Source organism: Peribacillus simplex, assembly GCF_030123325.1.
GTDB lineage: Bacteria > Bacillota > Bacilli > Bacillales > DSM-1321 > Peribacillus > Peribacillus simplex_D.
The window spans coordinates 4794110-4813869 of the sequence record NZ_CP126106.1 but is presented as its reverse complement, the minus strand read 5'-3'; the positions used below and the strand labels follow the sequence as shown (position 1 = coordinate 4813869).

The following is a 19760-nucleotide window of genomic DNA, read 5'->3' as shown; positions in this document are numbered from 1 at the left end:
TTTAACTGGTTATGCAGTTTGTTGTTTAGATGGAGCGATTGAATAGCCTTTCTTTTTTAGGTATTCGATCATTTTTAATTCTTTGTTATTTTGTTTTTCTTCAAGGTAATTTGAGCCTAGTTCATGATAGGGTTCTCCTGTTTTTAAGATGTTGTAAGCAATCGTCAATAGTAAATGAGCAGAAGCAATTCGTCCTTTCATTTTTCCCTGCCTTTTGGTAATCCTTTTTCGATGTGAAGCAATTCGATTATTTTGCCTTGATGTCGCTAATACACACTCTACGGCCATCGTTTTCAGAGCTTTGTTACCTTGTGTGGTTTTACTCATTTTTTTTTACCAGCACTTTCGTAATTTCCAGGACTCACACCAGCCCAAGAGGCAAGATGTTTAGCCGACTTAAATAAAGACATATCCACGCCCATCTCTGCAATAAAAGTAGCTGCGGCAGCTTTGTTCACACCAGGTATACCATCCAATAATTCTACTTCCTTATGATATGGGGACAGGAGTTGATCAATTTGTTTTTCCAATTCTTCTATGGCTTTTTCTAAATAACTCATATGCTCCCAATGGTAACGCAACATATCACGATGATGACGGCGAATACGGCCATTAATTGCATGGGCAATGTCAGTAATACTTGCTTTTGTTCGCCAATCCACCATTTTTCGAAGACCATCGGTCTCTATTTTTTCACCGTTTAGAATCGCTTCAAGGATTCGGCGTCCCGATACACCAAAAATGTCTGATAGAACGGAAGTTAGCTTGATATTAGCATCTTGAAGAATTTTGTGAATGCGATTCTGCTCTGATGTGCGATGATGAATCAATTTTTTTCGATAACGAGTAAGATCACGTAAATCACGAATATCCTCTGGTGGGACAAAATTGCTTTCAATAAGTCCGCATCTTAGAAGCTTGGCAAGCCATTCGGCATCTTTTACATCAGTTTTACGGCCTGGAACATTTTTGACATGCCTGGCATTGGCAAGAACAAGGTGAAAAGATCCTTCGAGTATATTCCATATTGGTTTCCAGTAGACTCCGGTACTTTCCATCACAACATCGGATACCTGGAGGGGAGCGAGCCAATCACTCAAAGCCAAGAGTCCCGTTGTTGTAGTTGAAAACGTTTCAATAGAGGTTTTTGGTTTTTTATCTAATGGACCAAATAATACACAGGCTACTACTGTTTCTTGGTGCACATCTAGGCCAGCACACCGTTCAATCATTGCTTCCATAGGAGAATCACCTCAAAAAAAGATTAACAATACATATGACAGGAGATTTGTTACAAAAATTTTTGTATACGTACTAGTAGTACACTAAATGGTTCTTCCATACTGTCACAACCAGTTTCTTATACAGGGTATCTTCCTTAAGATCCACCAAAAAAAGTTCAGCCTGGTTGTATTGTTATCATCCATTATCGTCAACGGTTTAATGGGTTAGACTCTATTTTTGAGTTTAGATTTTCGTAGTAGATGGTGGCGGCGAGGAGCGCCGCCATAGGAGTTTCTTATGCAATTAAAGGGGCAGGATAGTTCCATAATGAATACCTAAAAATTAGATCTAATAATATTGCTGGGAATGAAGTTATCCATAAAAACCGATTTTGTTGGACAGAATAAAGAGAAATAGGATTGAAAGAGGACCGATGCCATGGTTTCTTTTTTTAAACAAAAAGGACAAATGAAGAAACGCAAGAAGCAAAAGATAGACGAAAATGAAAAAGATCAATCTATAATGAAAAAACCCAAAAATATTGAGAGCTCTCTAACAGCCAATCTGGATATCGTGAAGCAAAAAACAGGAAGCAGTCCGGATATCATTATACGAACGTTGAAAACTAGTCAAAATCCTGTGATCAAGGTGACCATTTTGTATGTACGGGGTCTGATAGACAATCCGAGTGTTACAGATTTTTTAATTGAATCCATCATGAAAAATCCTCATCTAAAAGAAAAGTTACTTCCACATGAAGTGCTGGAAGTGATCTCTAAAGACGTGGTTTCACTCGGCGGTGTAGAACCCGTTACGGACTGGGAAAAATTATTTTTGTCATTATTATCAGGGGATAGCGTCATTTTTGTTGATGGCATAAACATGGCCCTGGTTGCCAGTACAAAAGGGGGAGAAAGGCGTTCTGTCCAGGAACCAAGCACAAATTCGGTGGTCCGCGGGTCAAGAGAAGGGTTTACTGAATCGAATGCAATAAACATAGCCCTGGTACGCCGCATCATTAACAGTCCGGATTTATGGATAGAGTCGATGAAAATCGGCACTGTGACAAAGACGGATGTTTCCATTATGTATATAAATGGGATTGCAAAAAAAGGAATCGTCGAAGAGGTCAAAGAGCGCTTAAAAGGAATAAATATCGATAGTATTCTTGAATCGGGATATATTGAACAATTGATAGAAGATCAGGTCATGACCCCATTCCCCACCCTTGATCATACAGAAAGACCTGATAAGGTCGCTGGCAATCTCCTTGAAGGAAGGGTAGCCATTTTTGTTAACGGAACGCCTTTTGTCTTGGTGGCGCCTGCGTTATTTGTTCAGTTCTTTCAATCTGTCGAGGACTACTATGCTCGCTTTGATATAGCCTCAGCTATACGTATTTTACGTATTATCATTTTCTTTATTTCGCTGATTGCCCCATCTGTTTATGTAGCAGCTACAACGTATCATCAAGAAATGATTCCTACAAAGCTGCTCGTCATTCTTGCGGCACAACGGGATTCCGTTCCTTTGCCGGCTGTTATCGAAGCAATCTTCATGGAAATAACATTTGAACTCTTACGAGAAGCAAGCCTAAGGATGCCCAGAGCCATTGGGGCGACCATGTCCATTGTTGGTGCCCTGGTGATTGGTCAGGCGGCGGTTCAGGCTGGAATTGTATCACCGGCAATGGTCATCATGGTATCGATCACGGCCATTGCAAGTTTTGCGACCCCTTCCTATACCATGGCAACTGCTGCTCGCTTGCTGCGGTTCGTATTTATCATTTGCGCAGGTGCAATGGGTTTTTATGGTATGAATTTAATCTTTTTTGTCGTCCTAGTCCATTTATGCAGCCTGCGTTCATTCGGAGTTCCTTATATGTCACCATTTGCTCCGCTTAATCCGGAAGGACTAGGCGATACATTCTACAGGAGACCATTGTGGGCGTTAAAAAAAAGACCCGAATTTTTAAGCTCCAATACTAATCTGAAAAGAGAAGGCGATAATCAAAGGCCACTGCCTCCTACATCACGCGGAATGAAGACTTCTAACATGAAGAAGGGTGACGGCACTGAAACGTGACATGCTGTAACAAAACGGGTGCGTTAGCTTAATATTCGAGCTGTCTATAAGACAGCTCTTTCTTTATGTAACTATCGGGGGTAGTTGTGCAAAATGTTTCTGGGTTATATGGCAAATGATAAAATTAGTTTAGCTGCATCATTAAAGGGGGAGAAGAATGGAAATTCGTTCAGTGAAAGGGTCAGATTACTATGCAATATCTCCACTGATCAATGAGTGGTGGGACGGAAGGCAAATGTCTGATATGTTACCGAAATTATTTTTTGATCATTTTACAAATACAAGTTTCATTGCCGAAAAGGAAGGGGAAATAGTCGGTTTCCTAATAGGGATTCTATCTCAATCTCAATCTGATGAGGCATATATTCACTTTGTTGGCGTACATCCTGAATTCAGAAAAAATGATATCGGAAGACATTTATACCATCAGTTTTTTCATGTCGTTCATCAAAATGGCCGCAAGATTGTCCGTTGTGTAACGTCTCCTGTCAACCAATCTTCAATTGCCTATCATCTCAAGATGGGGTTTGAAATGGAAGATGGAGATAAATTAATCGATGGTGTTTCAGTCCACTCTGACTATGACGGACTAGATCAAGATAGAGTTTTATTCATGAAACAGCTATCAAATTATGGGGATTGGCAATGAATCCTGTTCTTAATGACGAAGGTCGGCCAGTAAAGATTGCTGGCCGACCTTTTTTCATGGAATATTATATAGCAGGGCTGTCAGCTAAAGTGTTTTTTATTCATTGCTTATTTTTTTCTGCATGAACGTTTTTTCTTCCGGATTTTCTTTATCCTTGTTCACATTTCCTTTTTCTTTAAAGATTGCAAATCCTGTTAGTGCGTAAATGATGGCAAGAATAGGTGTTAAGACGGCTTGATAAGCATAAGGGAAAAAATCCAAAGTCGAGACTCCCAGTACCCCTGATAAATAAATCGCTGTTAACGACCAAGGAACGAGATAGGAAAACATGGTTCCGCCATCTTCTAACGTTCTGGAAAGAACGGTTAGCGATACGTTATGTTTTTTATAAGCGGATTTAAACATTTGACCAGGCAATATAATGGACATATACTGACTTGCTGTAAGCATATCTGTAACCAATCCTGAGAATAAGGTTGTTAAAACAAGACTTCGTGCACTTTTGATTGCATTCTTAATGCTGCCTAGAATGGCACTTACAATACCTGTTCTTTGTAATATCTCGCCAAAACCAAGAATTAAAATGGACAGAGTAACAGTCGGCATCATGTTTGCTATACCGCCTCTATTGAGTAGGTTGTCGACTTGTTCCACCCCGGTTTGTATTTGGAATCCTTTAGATAAAGCGGTGAAAATGGTGTTTATATCATAATTTGTTTGAATTAAAGCAGCGGCAATCACCCCGCCTAAGGCTGATATTAACAAGGCAATTAATGGGGGAACTTTCTTGGCAGCCAATAAAATCGTTATAACCGGTACAAGCAGCAAAAAGGGACTGATCACAAAGTGTTTAGACAACGTATCTGTAATTAAATCTATTTTGGTCACATCCAACGAATTATGGGAAAACTTCATTCCTTGAAATCCATACAAGATGGTACTGATGACTAGTATTGGCAATACGGAATAAAGCATGGACCGAAGATGGCTCGTGAGTTCAACCCCCGTAACGGCCACTGCCAAGTTTGTAGTGTCGGCAAATGGCGAAATTTTATTTCCAAATATGGCTCCCGATACAACCATGCCTGCCGTTAATGCCGGTGGTATTCCCATTCCATAGCCAATGCCCATGAATGCAACCCCAAGTGTTCCTGCTGATGCATAAGCGCTGCCGATAAAAAAGGAGGTAACACATAATATCAGAAAGCCTGATACTAAAAACACGGTGGGAGATAGTAACTTGAGTCCGTAAAAAATAATGGAGGGAACAATTCCCGAAACAATCCAAGAACCGATAACCATTCCTACACTCATTAAAATCAACACGACCAGCAATGATTTCTTACAACCATCAACGAAATATTCTTGCAGTTCCTTGCCTTTAAATCCCTGTGTTAATAGAACGATGGAAATGGCGATCGTTGCGACAATAAATACGATATCGGTAGGCAGTTTCAAAATGCCGTTACCGATTGATAAAACCGTTATCAATACAAGAATAGTCAGCAATGCCACCTTGAGTGAAACCTTTTTTTCAACTTCATTCATGGATTTTTCTCCCCCCTTAACATTTCTTCCTTTTTAAATAGTTGATGGGCTAACTCATTTTCATCGGTAATTTTGTTGTTGTAGCACTAGGTACAAAATCGAGATCATTGCGATCCGTCAAACCCAGTGCTTCTTCCGGAAATGTGAATTCCCTGGCTTGAACGACACATGTTTCTTCATGTGTAAGAATGCCTTTATATACGGTTAAGCTTCTTCTTAAGTACCCATCTCTCCTGCACGCCTCCGCTACACCGTTGTTCGCGATGGACCGGATATGGGGCAGTACGGCTGAAGCATAGGCTTTAGAGGCAGTATGTGGTGCAGCTCCTGGTATATTATCGACCCCGTAATGAACTACGCCGTCTAACACATAAGTAGGGTCTGCATGTGTTGTCGGTTTATAGGTTTCAATTGCCCCGCCAACATCCGCACTGATGTCCACAATCACTGAACCTTTTTTCATGATCTTTAACATATCTCTAGTAATTAAATGATCCTTTCTATGTTTTGGCCATTTAACACAATTGATGACTAAGTCTATTTCTTGAAGGACTTTCTTAATGCTTTGTTGATTGGAAATCATCGTGTTTACATTTTTAGGAAAAATTTCTTGGCAATGTCTTAATGCACCTATATTGATGTCCGTTAGGGTAACGTCAGCACCTAAGGCGGAAACAATTTCTGTAGCTGCCTTTCCAACAATTCCAGCACCAAGGACCAGGACATTCGCTCCCGATGCGCCGCCGACTCCGCATATAAGCTGTCCGTTTCCTCCATTTATGCTAAGCAAATGATAAGCTCCCATTAAAGCGCCTAATTTGCCGGCAACTTCACAGTTAGGGGAACCATATCTATGGGAATCCTCTGCCGTAAGGGCAATCACTTTTTTCTTCATTAATACGTCCACTTCTTCACTGTTTGAAGCCGGATGGAGGCAGGCGAAGATCATTTGATTTTCCCTCAACAGCTCATATTCTTCGGGTGAAATTTCCTTAACTTTCACAATAAAGTCAGCTTCCTTATATATTTCGTCCATGGTCAGCCTGATGTGTGCGCCTGCTTCCACATATTCCTCATCAGTGAAGCCAGCCTTCAAACCAGCTTCTGTCTCGATCAACACGCAATGCCCATCTCCGACTAACTCAGCAGTTTCTATTGGTGTTAATACAACGCGATCTTCCCCAGCCTTGATTTCCCTCGGCATACCAATTTTCATACTATACCCCTTCTTCCTAGTTTTTTATAGAGAGGAAATGCTTTGTGTTACATCTGTAAACTAAGCAAGAAGTATGCCAAGAGATCTCATCATTTTCCGCTGTTTTATGCAGGAAAATAAGAGTTTCGCATTATGATAATGTCGATTTCAGATAGTGAAAATGATTAAATTGTTATTATTTAAGCAATGGATGTTATATTTTGGGCACTTTCTACATCGTTTATTTGTCCATTGTTAGCTTTTGGGCACTATTTCGTACAATCTGATCTTATTTTGCAAAGTCTGTCTAGGGATTTCGAGTAATTTAGCTGCTTGAGATACGTTGTTTTTTGTTTGATGGATTGCTTTTTCGATCATGATCTTTTCTAATCTGGCCACAGCATCTTTTAATGGTTCAATCTGAAACTCTTCCTCACTATGTCTAATGAAATTTTTCACACGCTCTTCAATATCTTTCATTTGAAGTGTATCTTCCCATTCATCCATTTGATTGATCGCAAATTCAACAATATGTTCCAATTCCCTTACATTCCCTGGCCAGTTGTACCTTAAGAGAAAGTCATATACTTCTTTGGATACGTTGGTAATGTTCTTGTGCAGCAGCACATTATATTTAGAGATGAAAAAATCCAATAAAGGCTTGATATCATTTTTCCGTTCACGTAATGGCGGAATATTGAGCGTCATTACACATAATCTGTAATATAAATCAAGCCGCATATCTTTATCCTTTACACAATCTTCAGGGCGTTTATTGGACGCCGTGATTATACGTACATCAACTTTTCTAATATTTCTATCTCCTAATCTTCGAATATATCCGTCCTGCAGTACTCTTAATAACTTGGATTGGAGATGAATGGGCATCGAGTTGATCTCATCCAGGAAAATGGTTCCTCCTTCCGCTATTTCAAATAAACCTGGATTATTTTCTGCTCCTGTAAAACTTCCTTTTATTGTACCGAACAGAATACTTTCAATTAAGGCTTCCGGAATGGCTGCACAGTTTTGCGCAATGAAAGGCTTTTCTGCACGAGTGCTGGCATTATGCAGTGATTGGGCAAATAATTCTTTTCCTGTTCCTGTTTCACCATATATAAAGACAGGTGAGCTTCCTTTAGCGATTTTTTCGGTTAAATGCTTTAAATTCTTCATTTCCTCGTTATCGGTAATAATATCTTTTAGTGTATATTTGGCCCGTTCCGGCCGAATATTTTCCAGTAATCGTTTATCGCCTTTAAACATATCTGAATTGATCTCGATTACATTATTAGGAATGGAATCTTCTTTCCTTCTTTCTTTCGACAATTCAATTGCTCCAATAATTTTCCCATGGGCCCTGATTGGTAAAGAGATATTTGTGGTTTCAATTTTCCGTCCCATGAAATCAACAATTTCTTGCTTGCCTTTAAAAATAGGGCGACCTGTTTTCAGGGCATTTAATAACGTGCTCGATTTTTCATTCAGCGTAGGAAATACAGAAAATAAGCTTTCTCCTAATATTTCCTCCCGTTCGAGAGTTTCAGAGTGAAATCGCGGATTAAATTTGATTGTAAACAAGATTGTCCCTTTATTATCGATAATGGTAATGCCATCAATGTATTTCAGTTGATTCAGAACTTCATAATTTTCCAATCTGTTCATTGTTTTCTCCTCCATGATTTTGTAGTTGTCTAGTATTTTAGGTGATTTAATTCTTCTTAGGCAGCCCTTCTTTTATGGTTCTATAGAAACAGGTTAGTTCACATTAGATAAGATATAATTTGGATTAATATACAAAATTTTAATGAAAATAGAAAGGAAGCATGAATATGACAGAAATGCTGCCACTGACATCGGAGAATTTGGAGCTGTGTATCGAACTCTACATGAACGTTTTTAATCGTGAACCATGGAATGAAAGTTGGACATATGAAACGGCTAAAGAGAGACTTTCCGACTTATTGCATACGCCTAAATTTCTTGGCTTTTTATTTCAGATTGATCACAATCCAGTTGGTTTCATTGCCGGAAATAGTAAGGTGTCTTATCAAGGTTTAACTTATTATTTGGCAGAACTTTGTGTGAATAATGAAATGCAAGGTAAAGGGCATGGCTCAAAAATGCTTCGATCTTTAGAAGGTGAATTGCAGAAAAGAGAGATTAAAAGTTTATATTTATTAACTGCTAATGACGGTCTTGCAGAAGCATTTTATCTGAAAAATGATTATGTTGTAAATGAAGATCGGGTGGTTATGAAGAAAAATTTATAATTATATGAATTTTACTGTTTTGAAAAATGGTCAAGGGGTGACGGAATTGTCGAAATCTGTAAAGTTGTATCAATTTAGCCGAAAAATACATAAATGGACTGGATTGGTTTTATCCATTTTTTTCATGTTCATCGCAGTCACAGGCCTTGTGCTTGTTTATATGTTACCACTCGGAGTGGCTGATGAGTTAAGGACGGGGAAAGAGGCGGGTCCAGATCAAGCGATACCTATGGAGAAGGTCGTATCCATTGCCACGTCTCAGGATCTTCCAGGTGCGGACTCGGTTGAAGATATATTTAGAATAGAATATAGACCAAGTGCAAATGTTTACCAGGTTCGCTTTAATAACGGTCAAGGTGTTCAAATAGATGTGAGTACGGGAAAAGTGTTATCCACAAATCCGGATTACTCGACGTTCCTCATCACTTTGCATGATGGATCCTTCTTTGGCGATTGGTATAGATACAGTATCCTCACAATGACCGGTTTATCCCTAATCCTGCTGTCATTTTCAGGGTATTACATGTTTGGCTATCCTCTTTATAAGCGTCTAATGGCGAAAAAAAGCAATCCTAATATGAGGTGTTAGAGTGTCTATAAAAGGTTTGAATCATTTTTTATTTTCAGTTTCTAATTTAGAGAGATCCATTGAGTTTTATCAAAGTGTTTTTGATGCAAAATTGTTAGTCAAGGGGAGAAACACTGCCTATTTTGATTTGAAGGGAATGTGGATTGCCCTGAATGCAGAAAAGGATATTCCCCGTAATGAAATAAGCCAATCATACACACATATAGCATTTTCCATAGAAGAAACTGACTTTATGCACATGTACGAGAAACTAAAGGAATTGAATGTAAACATCTTGTCAGGACGTCCAAGAGATGAAAAAGATAAGAAGTCCATTTATTTCACTGATCCAGATGGCCATAAGTTCGAGTTTCATACAGGTTCTTTACAAGATAGAATAGATTACTACAAACAAGAAAAAACACATATGGAGTTTTTCGACTGATAAATAAGCTAAATGAAAAGGGGAAAGTTCATGAAAACTATTGGCCTCATTGGCGGCATGAGCTGGGAATCGTCGCTGGAATATTATCGAACCATTAACGAAGAAGTAAAAGCCAAATTGGGAGGATTGCATTCAGCCAAGTGCATTTTATATAGCGTGGATTTTGAAGAGATCGAACGCTATCAAGCTGAAGGGGATTGGGATAGTTCCGGAAAATTATTAGGGGAAGCAGCCCTGTCTTTGGAAAAGGCAGGTGCCGAAATGATTCTAATCTGTACAAATACGATGCATAAAGTGGTCGGATATATTGAAGGAAAAGTCAGTTTACCGATTTTACACATTGCTGATTCAACCGCAAAACAAATTCAAAAGTCCAAGATCAGCACGGTTGGTTTACTTGGCACTAAATATACGATGGAGCAAGACTTTTATAAAACACGAATTGAGTCTAATGGTATCAAGGTTTTGATACCAAATGCCGAGGATAGAAAAGTGATCAATCAAGTCATTTATGAAGAATTATGTTTAGGGGAAATCAAGCAATCATCAAGAGATCATTACAAAAAGGTCATCAAGGGATTAGTGGATGATGGAGCGGAAGGAATAATATTAGGCTGCACCGAAATTGGATTACTAATAAAACCAGAGGACTCAGAAGTGCCATTATTTGATACGGCCGCAATCCATGCCATTGATGCTGTTAATATGACATTGGAAAAATGAATGGATTGGATACTGTGCTTCAATAAGGAAGGTTGCTGCGGCAGCCTTTTTTTGTGGGGTTATAAGGGCAGATTAGTTGTATAAGCAAAGTGATTGCATGGATACAACGTTGGCCAATTTGTTGCCATGTTTACCAAAAGAGTCGTTTTCCTTATAGGGAAAACGATTCTTTTTATTGAGTATGTAAAAAATTAACTTAGAGGAAATCGGCTTTTTAGGTTGGGATTCACTTAGCGTATAATTTCCGAAATGTGTTACTTTAGGAATTATTTTGCACATCTAACTATGTAAATTTATAATAATAAGACAAAAGACGAGCAAGAGGCGAGGTTCTCCCTTTTGTTTTCTAGGGAATGAGTACTTTTGAAAAGCAATGAAGGAAACATTGAAAAGTGCGGGGGGGAGGTGTGGGTAGCGGAGAAATTCCAATCGAACCTGGAGATAGCTGGTTCTCTCCGAAATAGCTTTAGGGCTAACCTCAAGATGAGAGTATTGAGAGCACTGATTGGACTAGGGGCCCCCAACAGGTTACCGAATTCAGTCAAACTCCGAATGCCAAAATGGCATTTTCCTAGTTGATCTTCTAATTGATAGACATTCTTAATATTTTTGAAGGCTGTTTCGCATTGATTGTTGTTTTTAACTAGGTTCAAACTCCAAAAAAGTACGATTTAAGGGTTTAATTCACTTCTTTAAAGTAATTATTAGCGGATTTCGAAAGTTTATCAGCGAATCAAAAAAAGCAACCATATTTTAGATAAGAGCCTTCTTGAAAAAATCTATGCAGTCGGCAAATTATTAGGCAGCCCGCATTAATGCAAAAGGCGAGTAGTTTTTTAAAATACAGAATAATAACAATGGATCATGCTGATATTTGAGCATGGTTCCTTTTCTGCAAAATGAAATACCAAGAAGTTAGAATGGTAGCTAAATTCTTTTCAATTTTAGAAAAATATTATCAATATTGCTAAATTGGTAATTTCGATAATTACTATGTTTTGCAGTGCACCTTGCCAAAAATGAAAATAAATAAAGAATTTTAATATTAAAACTGTAGATTTTATAAGGTTTACAGAATTGGCATAATTTTTGCATATAAAGATTTGCATACAACTAATGAGAAATAAAAACGGCAGCATTTCAGATTACTAAAATTAGGGGGCATAATAATAATGAACTATTCATCAAAGCTAGTAAAAGTAAATAAAGATCCAGGGCATGGCTCACACATCTCTCCTGTTTATATGACTTCGACATTTGTTTTTGATAATGCAGAAGTAGGAGCACAACGCTTCGCAGGTGAAGATCCAGGATTTATGTATTCACGCCTGGGAAATCCAAATGTAAGAGAACTGGAAGAGAAGGTAGCGGCATTGGAATTTGGTGAAGGTTGTTTGGCTTTCTCATCTGGAATGGCTGCCATAACTGGCTGCCTTTTGGGTGTTTTGCAGGCAGGAGATCACGTTGTTGCACACACAGCGTTGTATGGGGCGACGCACGCATTTCTATCCAAAACGGTAAAGAAATTTGGAATTGATGTAACATTTGTACCATTTAAGACAGGGGAAGAGCTTGAACCACACATTACAGATAGAACGAAAGTGGTCTACTTTGAAACTCCTTCTAATCCCACGCTTTCCTTAGTGGATATGAAGAGTGTAGCGGCGGTCGCTAAGCAAAAGGATATTTTGACTATTGTTGATAATACGTTTTTGTCCCCATATTTACAAAATCCTATTCTATGCGGCATTGATATTGTTGTCCACAGTGCAACGAAATATTTGTCGGGTCATGGATATCTTATTGGCGGACTAGTGATTTCCAGCAAGGAAATTATTGATCCGATGAGAAAAGAAGTGCAGAAGACTATGGGAGCAAATTTGGCCCCTATGGATGCCTGGCTTCTCTTTCAAGGGATACGTACATTGCACATTCGCATGGACCGCTCACAAGAAAATGCACAAATTTTGGCTGAACGCTTGGAAAAACATAAGGCTATAGAGAAGGTTTATTTTCCAGGGCTAGCAAGTTTTGAAGATAAAAATATCATGGAGAAACAAATGAAAGGTCCTGGAGCAATGATTTCTTTTGTCTTGAAGGGGGGATACGAAACAGGTGTTAAAGTTATGAATTCTGTAAAACTGAGTACTTTAGCAGTTTCCCTAGGAGATGTAGGTACATTAATTCAACATCCAGCTTCGATGACACATGCGATAATCCCTAAAGAAGAAAGAGAAAAAGCAGGTCTTTATGATGGACTCGTTCGTTTTTCGGTTGGCATTGAAGATGTAGAAGATATATGGAAGGATCTCGAAATGGCATTAGAATAACGGCACGGCTGGAGGAATTGTCAATTTCATTGCGGTTAAAGGGAATAATAATGCTGGCATGAATAGCAAATTAATATTCATAATTAAGAGATTAGCGAAGCAAGGAGGCAAGTGATGTATAAAAAAGGAAAAGGGAGGCTCCTGAAATCTGATAGAATCAGTGCAGTATCACTCCTCGAGGGTCGGTCAAAAGATTTTCTTCCGCAATCGGGGATAGGAATTGAACCGGGAGATTTGTTGAGTGTTTAGGTTAAAGATGATCTGGAAAAATCCAACTAGGTAAAGAAGGTGTAAAAATGCTATTACCCATTGGCTTTAGAATTAAATCATGTCATTGAAGAACGGAATAAACCAGTATATGAGATGTTTTCAATGTTAGGAAAATCCTTGTATTAGTAGCGGAAGAATTAAAAATTAGTTTATCGACACTTTATCGTAAGCTAAAACGATACAATCTAAAAGTTTGATCCACTTTACCTAAGATTGCAAATTTTATTTGCAATCTTTTTTCGTCTCCGTGGGGGATATTTCGCATATTTGGAAATATTTATTCCGAATTTGGGAAGCGAAAAACAGTGCGGATCGGTAGGTTATCACTATATTCGTCGCGGAAATGGGAATTTATCAACTAGTTCGATAGAAGGGATGTTGAATTAACAAGGATTTTATTTTGGCACAACTCTTGCATAATATGTATGATAACGAAAAGAAGGAGGTGGAGTCCATTTGAAAAGTATAGATAAAATTTACAGAATATTAAAAATATACAGAATATAAAACACGTTCTTGTACAAATTGAAACAAAATCAACCGAAAAACTTTACAACTTAGCCGTTATTTGAGGGCTGTATTATAGAAACCAGTGTATATCTGGCTTCGAAAGAATGAATGAAAAGCCGTCCCTTAATGAGCAATTTGGTTGTTGGTGTCGCACAGATTTAATTGTAAATGAATTTCCAAAATGGACAGAACCACCTTTTATAAGGTATTTATCTTTTTGGCTTCAAACAGAAAGAATAATCAAACTGAAAATTATGACACTATTTATACAACGCTGGTGAGGGGGAATTATTTATGAAAAAGAGTTTCATCATCATCGCTTTTTCGATACTCGTAGCACTTGTATTATCTGCGTGCGGAAAGGCCGAAAATCAGGCAGCAAGTCAACCAGGCAAACAGGCAGATGAGAGCAGGGATATACTAGAGCAAATTAAATCAAGAGGGACCATTAAAATTGGAACAGAAGGAACCTTTGCACCTTTTAGCTACCATGATTCTTCAGGGAAGTTAACCGGTTTTGATGTTGAAATCGCGGAGGAAGTAGCAAAAAGACTTGGTGTGAAACCAGAATTCATTGAAACCCAATGGGACGGTATGTTCGCAGGACTCGATTCAAAGCGGTTCGATATTATTGCTAATAATGTAGGAATTACTCCTGACCGCCAGAAAAAATACGATTTTTCAGAGCCGTATATTATGTCAAAACCTTTCTTGATTGTTCACAAGGACAATAATACGATTAAATCATTTGAAGATTTGAAAGGAATAAAATCAGCTCAGACATTAACTAGTAACTATAAAGATATAGCAGCATCTTATGGTGCTGAGATCGTTGGAGTAGAAGGTTTTAATCAATCCATTGATTTATTACTTTCAAAACGTGCGGATGCGGTTGTAAATGACGGGCTATCCTACCTAGATTTCAAAAAGCAAAAACCTGATGCACCAGTTAAAACTGTCGCAGAACTTGATGATCCTGCAAAAATGGGGGTCATGATGAGAAAAGGGAATAAAGAATTGGAAGAGGCCGTAAATAAAGCGCTTTCCGACATGATGAAGGATGGTAAATATTTAAGTATTTCACAAAAATATTTTGGAAAAGATGTTTCAAAATAGGGAGGGTTCCACATGTTTGCTGATGAAAGAATGGACCAAATTGTTGACATCATTGTATATTCCTTTTTCCCGATGTTAAAAGCTGGGGTTGCGTTTACGGTTCCCTTGACATTAGTATCCTTTTTACTGGGACTCCTTCTTGCTTTACTTACGGCATTAGCTCGAATCTCGGGAATTAAACTCCTAGACGCTGTTGCAAGATTTTATGTATGGGTGATTAGGGGAACACCGCTGCTTGTTCAGTTGTTTATCATTTTCTATGGCCTTCCGAGTATAGGCATTACGATTAGCCCCCTTCCTGCTGCGATTATCGGTTTTACGCTTAGTGTTGGCGCCTACAACTCAGAGATTATTCGTGCGGCTATACTCTCCATTTCCAAAGGTCAATGGGAGGCGGCTTATTCTATTGGGATGAGCTATCCGCAGGCATTAAAAAGAATTATTCTCCCTCAGGCAACAAGGGTATCTGTCCCGCCTTTGGCAAACAGTTTTATTAGCTTGGTAAAGGATACATCGTTGGCTGCTACCATTACGGTGACTGAAATGTTTAGAGTTGCTCAGCAAATTACCGCAACAACCTATGAACCATTGGTACTCTATTGTCTGGCAGGATTTATTTATTTGATTTTCAGTACCGTTCTTTCGAATGCACAAGGACAGATGGAAAAACGGCTCGATCGTTATGTGACGGGCTAATTTGATAGGGGGAACTATACATGATTGAAATGAAGAACCTGCATAAACAATTTGGACAAACAGAGGTTTTAAAGGGAATCGATCTAAAAATTGAGGAAGGCAATACAGTTTGTATTATTGGGCCATCGGGTTCAGGGAAAACAACCTTGTTACGTTGCCTGAATTTATTGGAAACGCCTACAGAAGGGACCATTAAGCTTGGAAGGTTTTCTTTGGATTTTCAGGATAAAAAACCAGTTCCAAAAGATAAGGTAATTAAGTTCCGTCAACAAACGGGTATGGTTTTCCAAGGTTACAATTTGTTCCCTCATATGACTGCACTTGAAAATGTTATGGAAGGTCTTGTTTACGTTCGTAAACAAGACAAGGAAGCCTCTCGTACGAAGGCTCTTCAATTGCTGAAAAAGGTAGGATTATCGGAACGGGCGAACCACTATCCATCCCAGCTATCCGGTGGACAACAACAACGTGTAGGAATTGCACGGGCGATGGCTATGGAACCTGAAGTTCTGCTTTTTGATGAACCTACTTCCGCGTTAGATCCTGAATTAGTTGGTGAGGTTCTAAAGGTCATGAAAGAACTTGCTAAAGAGGGAATGACCATGGTTGTAGTGACACATGAAATGAATTTTGCGCGTGAAGCAGCGGATAAAGTCGTATTTATTGATAAAGGTGTAATTGTTGAAGAAGGAACACCGCAACAAATTTTTGAACAAACAGGGCATGAACGGACATTACAATTTTTAAATAGACTTTGTTCATAGGTAAGGGCCGTTATCCCCAAGCTGCGGAAGAATGGAAAACTCGTTACTCGGCACTTTCCCGCATGTTAGAACGACAGAATCTTATAACTTTACCCTAGGATTGCAAATTTCAATTGCAATCTTTTTTTGAATAATTAAGAAAAGGAAAAAGCCCTACTTCAGTTAGAACAAGCAGTCAAGCAACTTTCCCATACAGGAAAGTAAAACATAAGAATATTGGGGAGGAATTAAAATGGATCACACGAATGAATATGATTTCAAAAATTTTGTTCAAGATATGACGGTTATGGTGGAACGGAGTCAGAATGATAACGAATGTGTTGTGGAAGCAGAAAAGTTGGTTGGTAAATTAATTCAATCCCGATCATGGCTTCCTTCTGAGAAAAGAAGACCAAGTGAGGAAGGGTACTCGCGGCATCTGTTGTATTGTGACCCAGAGGATCGTTTCGAAGTGATCGCGCTAGTCTGGAAGCCCGGCCAGAAGACCACTCTTCATGATCACGATGATACATGGGGAGCAGAAGGAGTTGTCGCGGGTAAGGTTAAAGTGACTAATTATATACGATTAGAGGAATTATCTGGAGGCAATATTGTTAAGTTACAGCATACTGATACCATCATTGTAAACGAGCAGAATACAGGAAAGCTACTGCCTCCAGCAGACTGTCATATCTTGGAGGGGGTAGGTAATAAACCAGCTATCACGATCCATGTTTATGGAAAGCAATTGAGAAAATTTCGGGTATTCACCCCTTTAGACGAAGAGGGGCTATATCTTGCAAAAGAAAAGCGGGTTGAATACTCCCCTGCTTTGGCTTTTAATCCACCGTTTGAAATTTGAGTTGGTACATGTTTTCTTGGTCTTGAAAAAAATTTTCTCAAACGTGATAGGAAATAGGAATGATTAACCTATAAGAGGCTGAAAAAATAGTGATTTTGCAAGGAATTAAAGATTGGCACGAATATTGCAAATTAATATTCATGACTAAGAGATAAGGAGGTAAGCGATGTATAAAGCCGTTATTCTAGGGACTGGACCTGCTGGGTTAACCGCAGCAATCTATTTAGCACGTGCTAACATAAGTCCTTTGGTCATTGAAGGGCCTGAACCAGGGGGGCAATTGACATTGACAACAGATGTCGAGAATTTTCCTGGATTTCCTGAAGGGATTATGGGACGAGAGTTGATGCAGAACATGCGAAAGCAAGCTGAGTTTTTTGGAGCAAAGTTTAAAAGAGGCTGGGTTAAAAAAGTCGACTTTTCCAATAACCCTTTTACCTTAACGGTGGAAGGAGTAGGGGAGCTTAAAACGCAATCTTTAATCATTTCAACGGGAGCTTCAGCGAAACTTTTGGAGATTCCAGGGGAAAGAGAAAATATTGGGCGTGGGGTAAGCACCTGTGCAACATGCGATGGATTTTTCTTTAGAGGAAAGAAAATTATCGTTGTCGGGGGCGGAGATTCTGCTATGGAGGAGGCAAATTTTTTAACGAAGTTTGCTTCGGAGGTTCGGGTTGTCCACCGCAGAAAGGAGCTTCGCGCTTCCCAAATTATGCAAGACCGTGCCAAAAAGAATCCAAAAATTACGTGGAGCTTAAATTCCATTCCTGAAGAAGTGATCGCAGGGGATCGACATGTTACTGGCTTGAAAGTAAAAAACAGCGAAACAGGAAAAGAGGAAATTCTGGAAGCTGATGGTATTTTCATTGCCATTGGGCACAAACCGAACACAGCATTTTTAAACAATCAAATCAAAACGGACGATATCGGATATATCATGGTGAATCCTGGTACAACCGAAACGAATATCCCAGGTGTATTTGCCTGCGGGGATGTTCAAGATCATAAATACCGCCAAGCCATTACGGCTGCGGGAAGTGGTTGTATGGCTGCTCTGGATTGCGAAAAATATCTTGATGCAAGTGAATTATGTAGTGGAAACAATCAATCTATCAATGAGAACCAAATATGGGGAGGATTTTAATAATGAAAGAGATTAAAACAAAACAAGAGTTTGAAGAGGCGATTTTATCAACAAGACCAGTTATGGCCAAATTCTATGCCGAATATTGCCCAGACTGTCAGCATACCGATTTATTTATGCCCATCTTGGAAGAAGCGTATAGAGAAAAAGTAGATATGATTGCAGTAAATCGTGAACATTTTCCAGAGGTATTGGAGAAGCTGGATGTGTACGGAATCCCAAGCTTTATTGCTTTTAAAGAAGGGAAGGAACTGAACCGGTTTGTAAGTAAAGTTGGAAAAAGTCAGGAAGAGGTTGAACAGTTTCTTAATCAAATTGTAGAGGCAAGTGGAAAACTAGGATAGAAAATCCTTGCCTGGAGCCAATAAATATTGAGCAATCACTCAATATTTATTGGCCATCTTTTTAGTCTCAACATCCTTATCAACGTATTTTAATAGAAACTATACAGTTTTTAGAATTCGAATAACACGCCGACTTTGTGCATTTAGTAGATGATTTTGTATGACCTTTTTAGCTTCAAGAGGTATAAGAAATGGAAATTATGAAATATTTGAAGGAATAAAATGATCTAAAATCCAAAATGGAGACATCAGCATTAAAGTATGGCCTGTGTGATTCAAGAACGATTGAATATAGCCAGGAATTAGATCTATTACTTAATAAAATTATGAAAAATTAGATATACAGGATTAAAACAGTTTAAACGTCTTAATGGTTTGTCAGGAGGAACAGCGGATGAAAACAACAAAACGATTCCAAAAAGGCGTATAAAATTTGGAGGCAAGAGTAAGCTAACATACGTATATAAGCTGCCGCGGGAGGTGAGTAAGTATGAGTAATGATGCAAGAGGTTCTAAAAAAAATAAACCAAATGATGCAAACCATGTGAATGCTGCGACGAAAGCCCATCAAAGACGAATTTCAGAAAAGAATAACCAAGAGAATAATGATAAGAAAGAATAATGGGGAGGTTCAGTAGTGACTGATTTTTTTTGATTCCACTATAAATTTCTTCTCATATAACAAATAAAGAATATAGAAAAAATTTTTACTAGAGAACTGATATATCGACATCAGTTCTCTTTATTGATTTATCACGCAAGACTTGATACGGCAATAAATGGAACGGATGGGGATGAAGTTATCCAACAAACTGTTAAGGATTTATATGATATATATTCGAGAATTCCAGACGTAAAAAAGTTCAAAAAATAATAAATTCTTATTGCACTAACGGGTGCGTTAGCTGAAGATCATTTATGGAACTATTTTGTCAGTAAAGAGCTAAAAAGTATTAACTTCTCCAATTGCTACTATTAAAGAGAAACGATATAAAAAATGGTCACCAGGAATATCTGGTGACCTTATTGTACGAA

The 19760-nt window shown here is 38.5% G+C and carries 22 protein-coding genes; 17 read left to right on the top strand and 5 right to left on the bottom strand.

The window, feature by feature from the left end; translation table 11 throughout:
* Positions 1–9: 9 nt before the first annotated feature.
* The gene (locus QNH43_RS22960) at positions 10–327 is read right to left on the bottom strand and encodes a hypothetical protein (RefSeq protein ID WP_283915840.1); all 318 of its coding nucleotides are present in this window, start codon (positions 325–327) and stop codon (positions 10–12) included.
* Complete coding sequence (locus tag QNH43_RS22955; RefSeq protein ID WP_283915839.1) at positions 324–1241, bottom strand: IS110 family RNA-guided transposase; 918 nt, start codon at positions 1239–1241, stop codon at positions 324–326. Before QNH43_RS22955 ends, QNH43_RS22960 begins: the two co-directional genes overlap by 4 nt.
* Positions 1242–1662: 421 nt before the next feature.
* Here QNH43_RS22955 and QNH43_RS22950 point away from each other — a divergent pair, with 421 nt between their 5' ends.
* Entirely contained in the window at positions 1663–3309 is a 1647-nt protein-coding gene (locus QNH43_RS22950; RefSeq protein ID WP_283915838.1) for a spore germination protein, read from the top strand.
* A gap of 157 nt (positions 3310–3466) precedes the next feature.
* A complete protein-coding gene (locus QNH43_RS22945) occupies positions 3467–3958 on the top strand; it encodes a GNAT family N-acetyltransferase (protein WP_283915837.1) in 492 nt (163 codons plus the stop codon).
* Between the two features lie 96 nt (positions 3959–4054).
* Here QNH43_RS22945 and nhaC read toward each other — a convergent pair whose 3' ends face one another.
* The 3 genes from nhaC to QNH43_RS22930 form a co-directional block, all read right to left on the bottom strand.
* A complete protein-coding gene (nhaC, locus tag QNH43_RS22940) occupies positions 4055–5506 on the bottom strand; it encodes a Na+/H+ antiporter NhaC (protein ID WP_283915836.1) in 1452 nt (483 codons plus the stop codon).
* A gap of 49 nt (positions 5507–5555) precedes the next feature.
* The gene (locus QNH43_RS22935; RefSeq protein ID WP_283915835.1) at positions 5556–6722 is read right to left on the bottom strand and encodes an alanine dehydrogenase; all 1167 of its coding nucleotides are present in this window, start codon (positions 6720–6722) and stop codon (positions 5556–5558) included.
* Between the two features lie 234 nt (positions 6723–6956).
* Positions 6957–8366 carry a sigma-54 interaction domain-containing protein gene (locus QNH43_RS22930; protein ID WP_283915834.1) on the bottom strand — a complete coding sequence of 470 codons (1410 nt, stop codon included), beginning with the start codon at positions 8364–8366 and terminating at the stop codon, positions 6957–6959.
* A gap of 167 nt (positions 8367–8533) precedes the next feature.
* On the opposite strand from QNH43_RS22930, the gene QNH43_RS22925 reads away from it, so the two are divergent.
* From QNH43_RS22925 to QNH43_RS22860, 15 genes are all read left to right on the top strand, one after another.
* The gene (locus QNH43_RS22925) at positions 8534–8974 is read left to right on the top strand and encodes a GNAT family N-acetyltransferase (protein WP_283915833.1); all 441 of its coding nucleotides are present in this window, start codon (positions 8534–8536) and stop codon (positions 8972–8974) included.
* 46 nt (positions 8975–9020) lie between these two features.
* The gene (locus QNH43_RS22920; RefSeq protein ID WP_283915832.1) at positions 9021–9563 is read left to right on the top strand and encodes a PepSY-associated TM helix domain-containing protein; all 543 of its coding nucleotides are present in this window, start codon (positions 9021–9023) and stop codon (positions 9561–9563) included.
* A 1-nt stretch (position 9564) separates the two neighbouring features.
* Positions 9565–9987, top strand: a complete 423-nt coding sequence (gene fosM / locus QNH43_RS22915; protein WP_283915831.1) for a FosM family fosfomycin resistance protein — start codon at positions 9565–9567, stop codon at positions 9985–9987.
* Between the two features lie 30 nt (positions 9988–10017).
* Positions 10018–10710, top strand: a complete 693-nt coding sequence (locus QNH43_RS22910; RefSeq protein ID WP_283915830.1) for an aspartate/glutamate racemase family protein — start codon at positions 10018–10020, stop codon at positions 10708–10710.
* Between the two features lie 1172 nt (positions 10711–11882).
* Entirely contained in the window at positions 11883–13040 is a 1158-nt protein-coding gene (locus QNH43_RS22905; RefSeq protein ID WP_283915829.1) for a trans-sulfuration enzyme family protein, read from the top strand.
* 114 nt (positions 13041–13154) lie between these two features.
* Complete coding sequence (locus tag QNH43_RS22900; protein WP_283915828.1) at positions 13155–13289, top strand: hypothetical protein; 135 nt, start codon at positions 13155–13157, stop codon at positions 13287–13289.
* A gap of 134 nt (positions 13290–13423) precedes the next feature.
* Positions 13424–13507, top strand: a complete 84-nt coding sequence (locus tag QNH43_RS27875) for a helix-turn-helix domain-containing protein (RefSeq protein ID WP_434060214.1) — start codon at positions 13424–13426, stop codon at positions 13505–13507.
* 607 nt (positions 13508–14114) lie between these two features.
* On the top strand, positions 14115–14936 hold the full coding sequence (locus QNH43_RS22895) for an amino acid ABC transporter substrate-binding protein (protein WP_283915827.1): 822 nt from the start codon (positions 14115–14117) through the stop codon (positions 14934–14936).
* 12 nt (positions 14937–14948) lie between these two features.
* Positions 14949–15632, top strand: coding sequence for an amino acid ABC transporter permease (locus QNH43_RS22890; protein WP_283915826.1), 684 nt, complete (start codon positions 14949–14951; stop codon positions 15630–15632).
* 20 nt (positions 15633–15652) lie between these two features.
* A complete protein-coding gene (locus QNH43_RS22885) occupies positions 15653–16396 on the top strand; it encodes an amino acid ABC transporter ATP-binding protein (protein WP_283915825.1) in 744 nt (247 codons plus the stop codon).
* A 232-nt stretch (positions 16397–16628) separates the two neighbouring features.
* Positions 16629–17237, top strand: coding sequence for a cysteine dioxygenase family protein (locus QNH43_RS22880; protein WP_283915824.1), 609 nt, complete (start codon positions 16629–16631; stop codon positions 17235–17237).
* Positions 17238–17403: 166 nt separating this feature from the next.
* Positions 17404–18381: a thioredoxin-disulfide reductase gene (gene trxB / locus QNH43_RS22875; RefSeq protein ID WP_283915823.1), complete on the top strand. Its 978-nt coding sequence runs from the start codon at positions 17404–17406 to the stop codon at positions 18379–18381.
* Between the two features lie 2 nt (positions 18382–18383).
* Positions 18384–18725, top strand: coding sequence for a thioredoxin family protein (locus QNH43_RS22870; protein ID WP_283915822.1), 342 nt, complete (start codon positions 18384–18386; stop codon positions 18723–18725).
* Positions 18726–18964: 239 nt separating this feature from the next.
* On the top strand, positions 18965–19063 hold the full coding sequence (locus QNH43_RS22865; RefSeq protein WP_283915821.1) for an aspartyl-phosphate phosphatase Spo0E family protein: 99 nt from the start codon (positions 18965–18967) through the stop codon (positions 19061–19063).
* Between the two features lie 152 nt (positions 19064–19215).
* Positions 19216–19347 (top strand): hypothetical protein, encoded by a 132-nt coding sequence (locus QNH43_RS22860; protein ID WP_260320919.1) that lies wholly within the window; start codon positions 19216–19218, stop codon positions 19345–19347.
* The last annotated feature ends 413 nt before the right edge of the window (positions 19348–19760 follow it).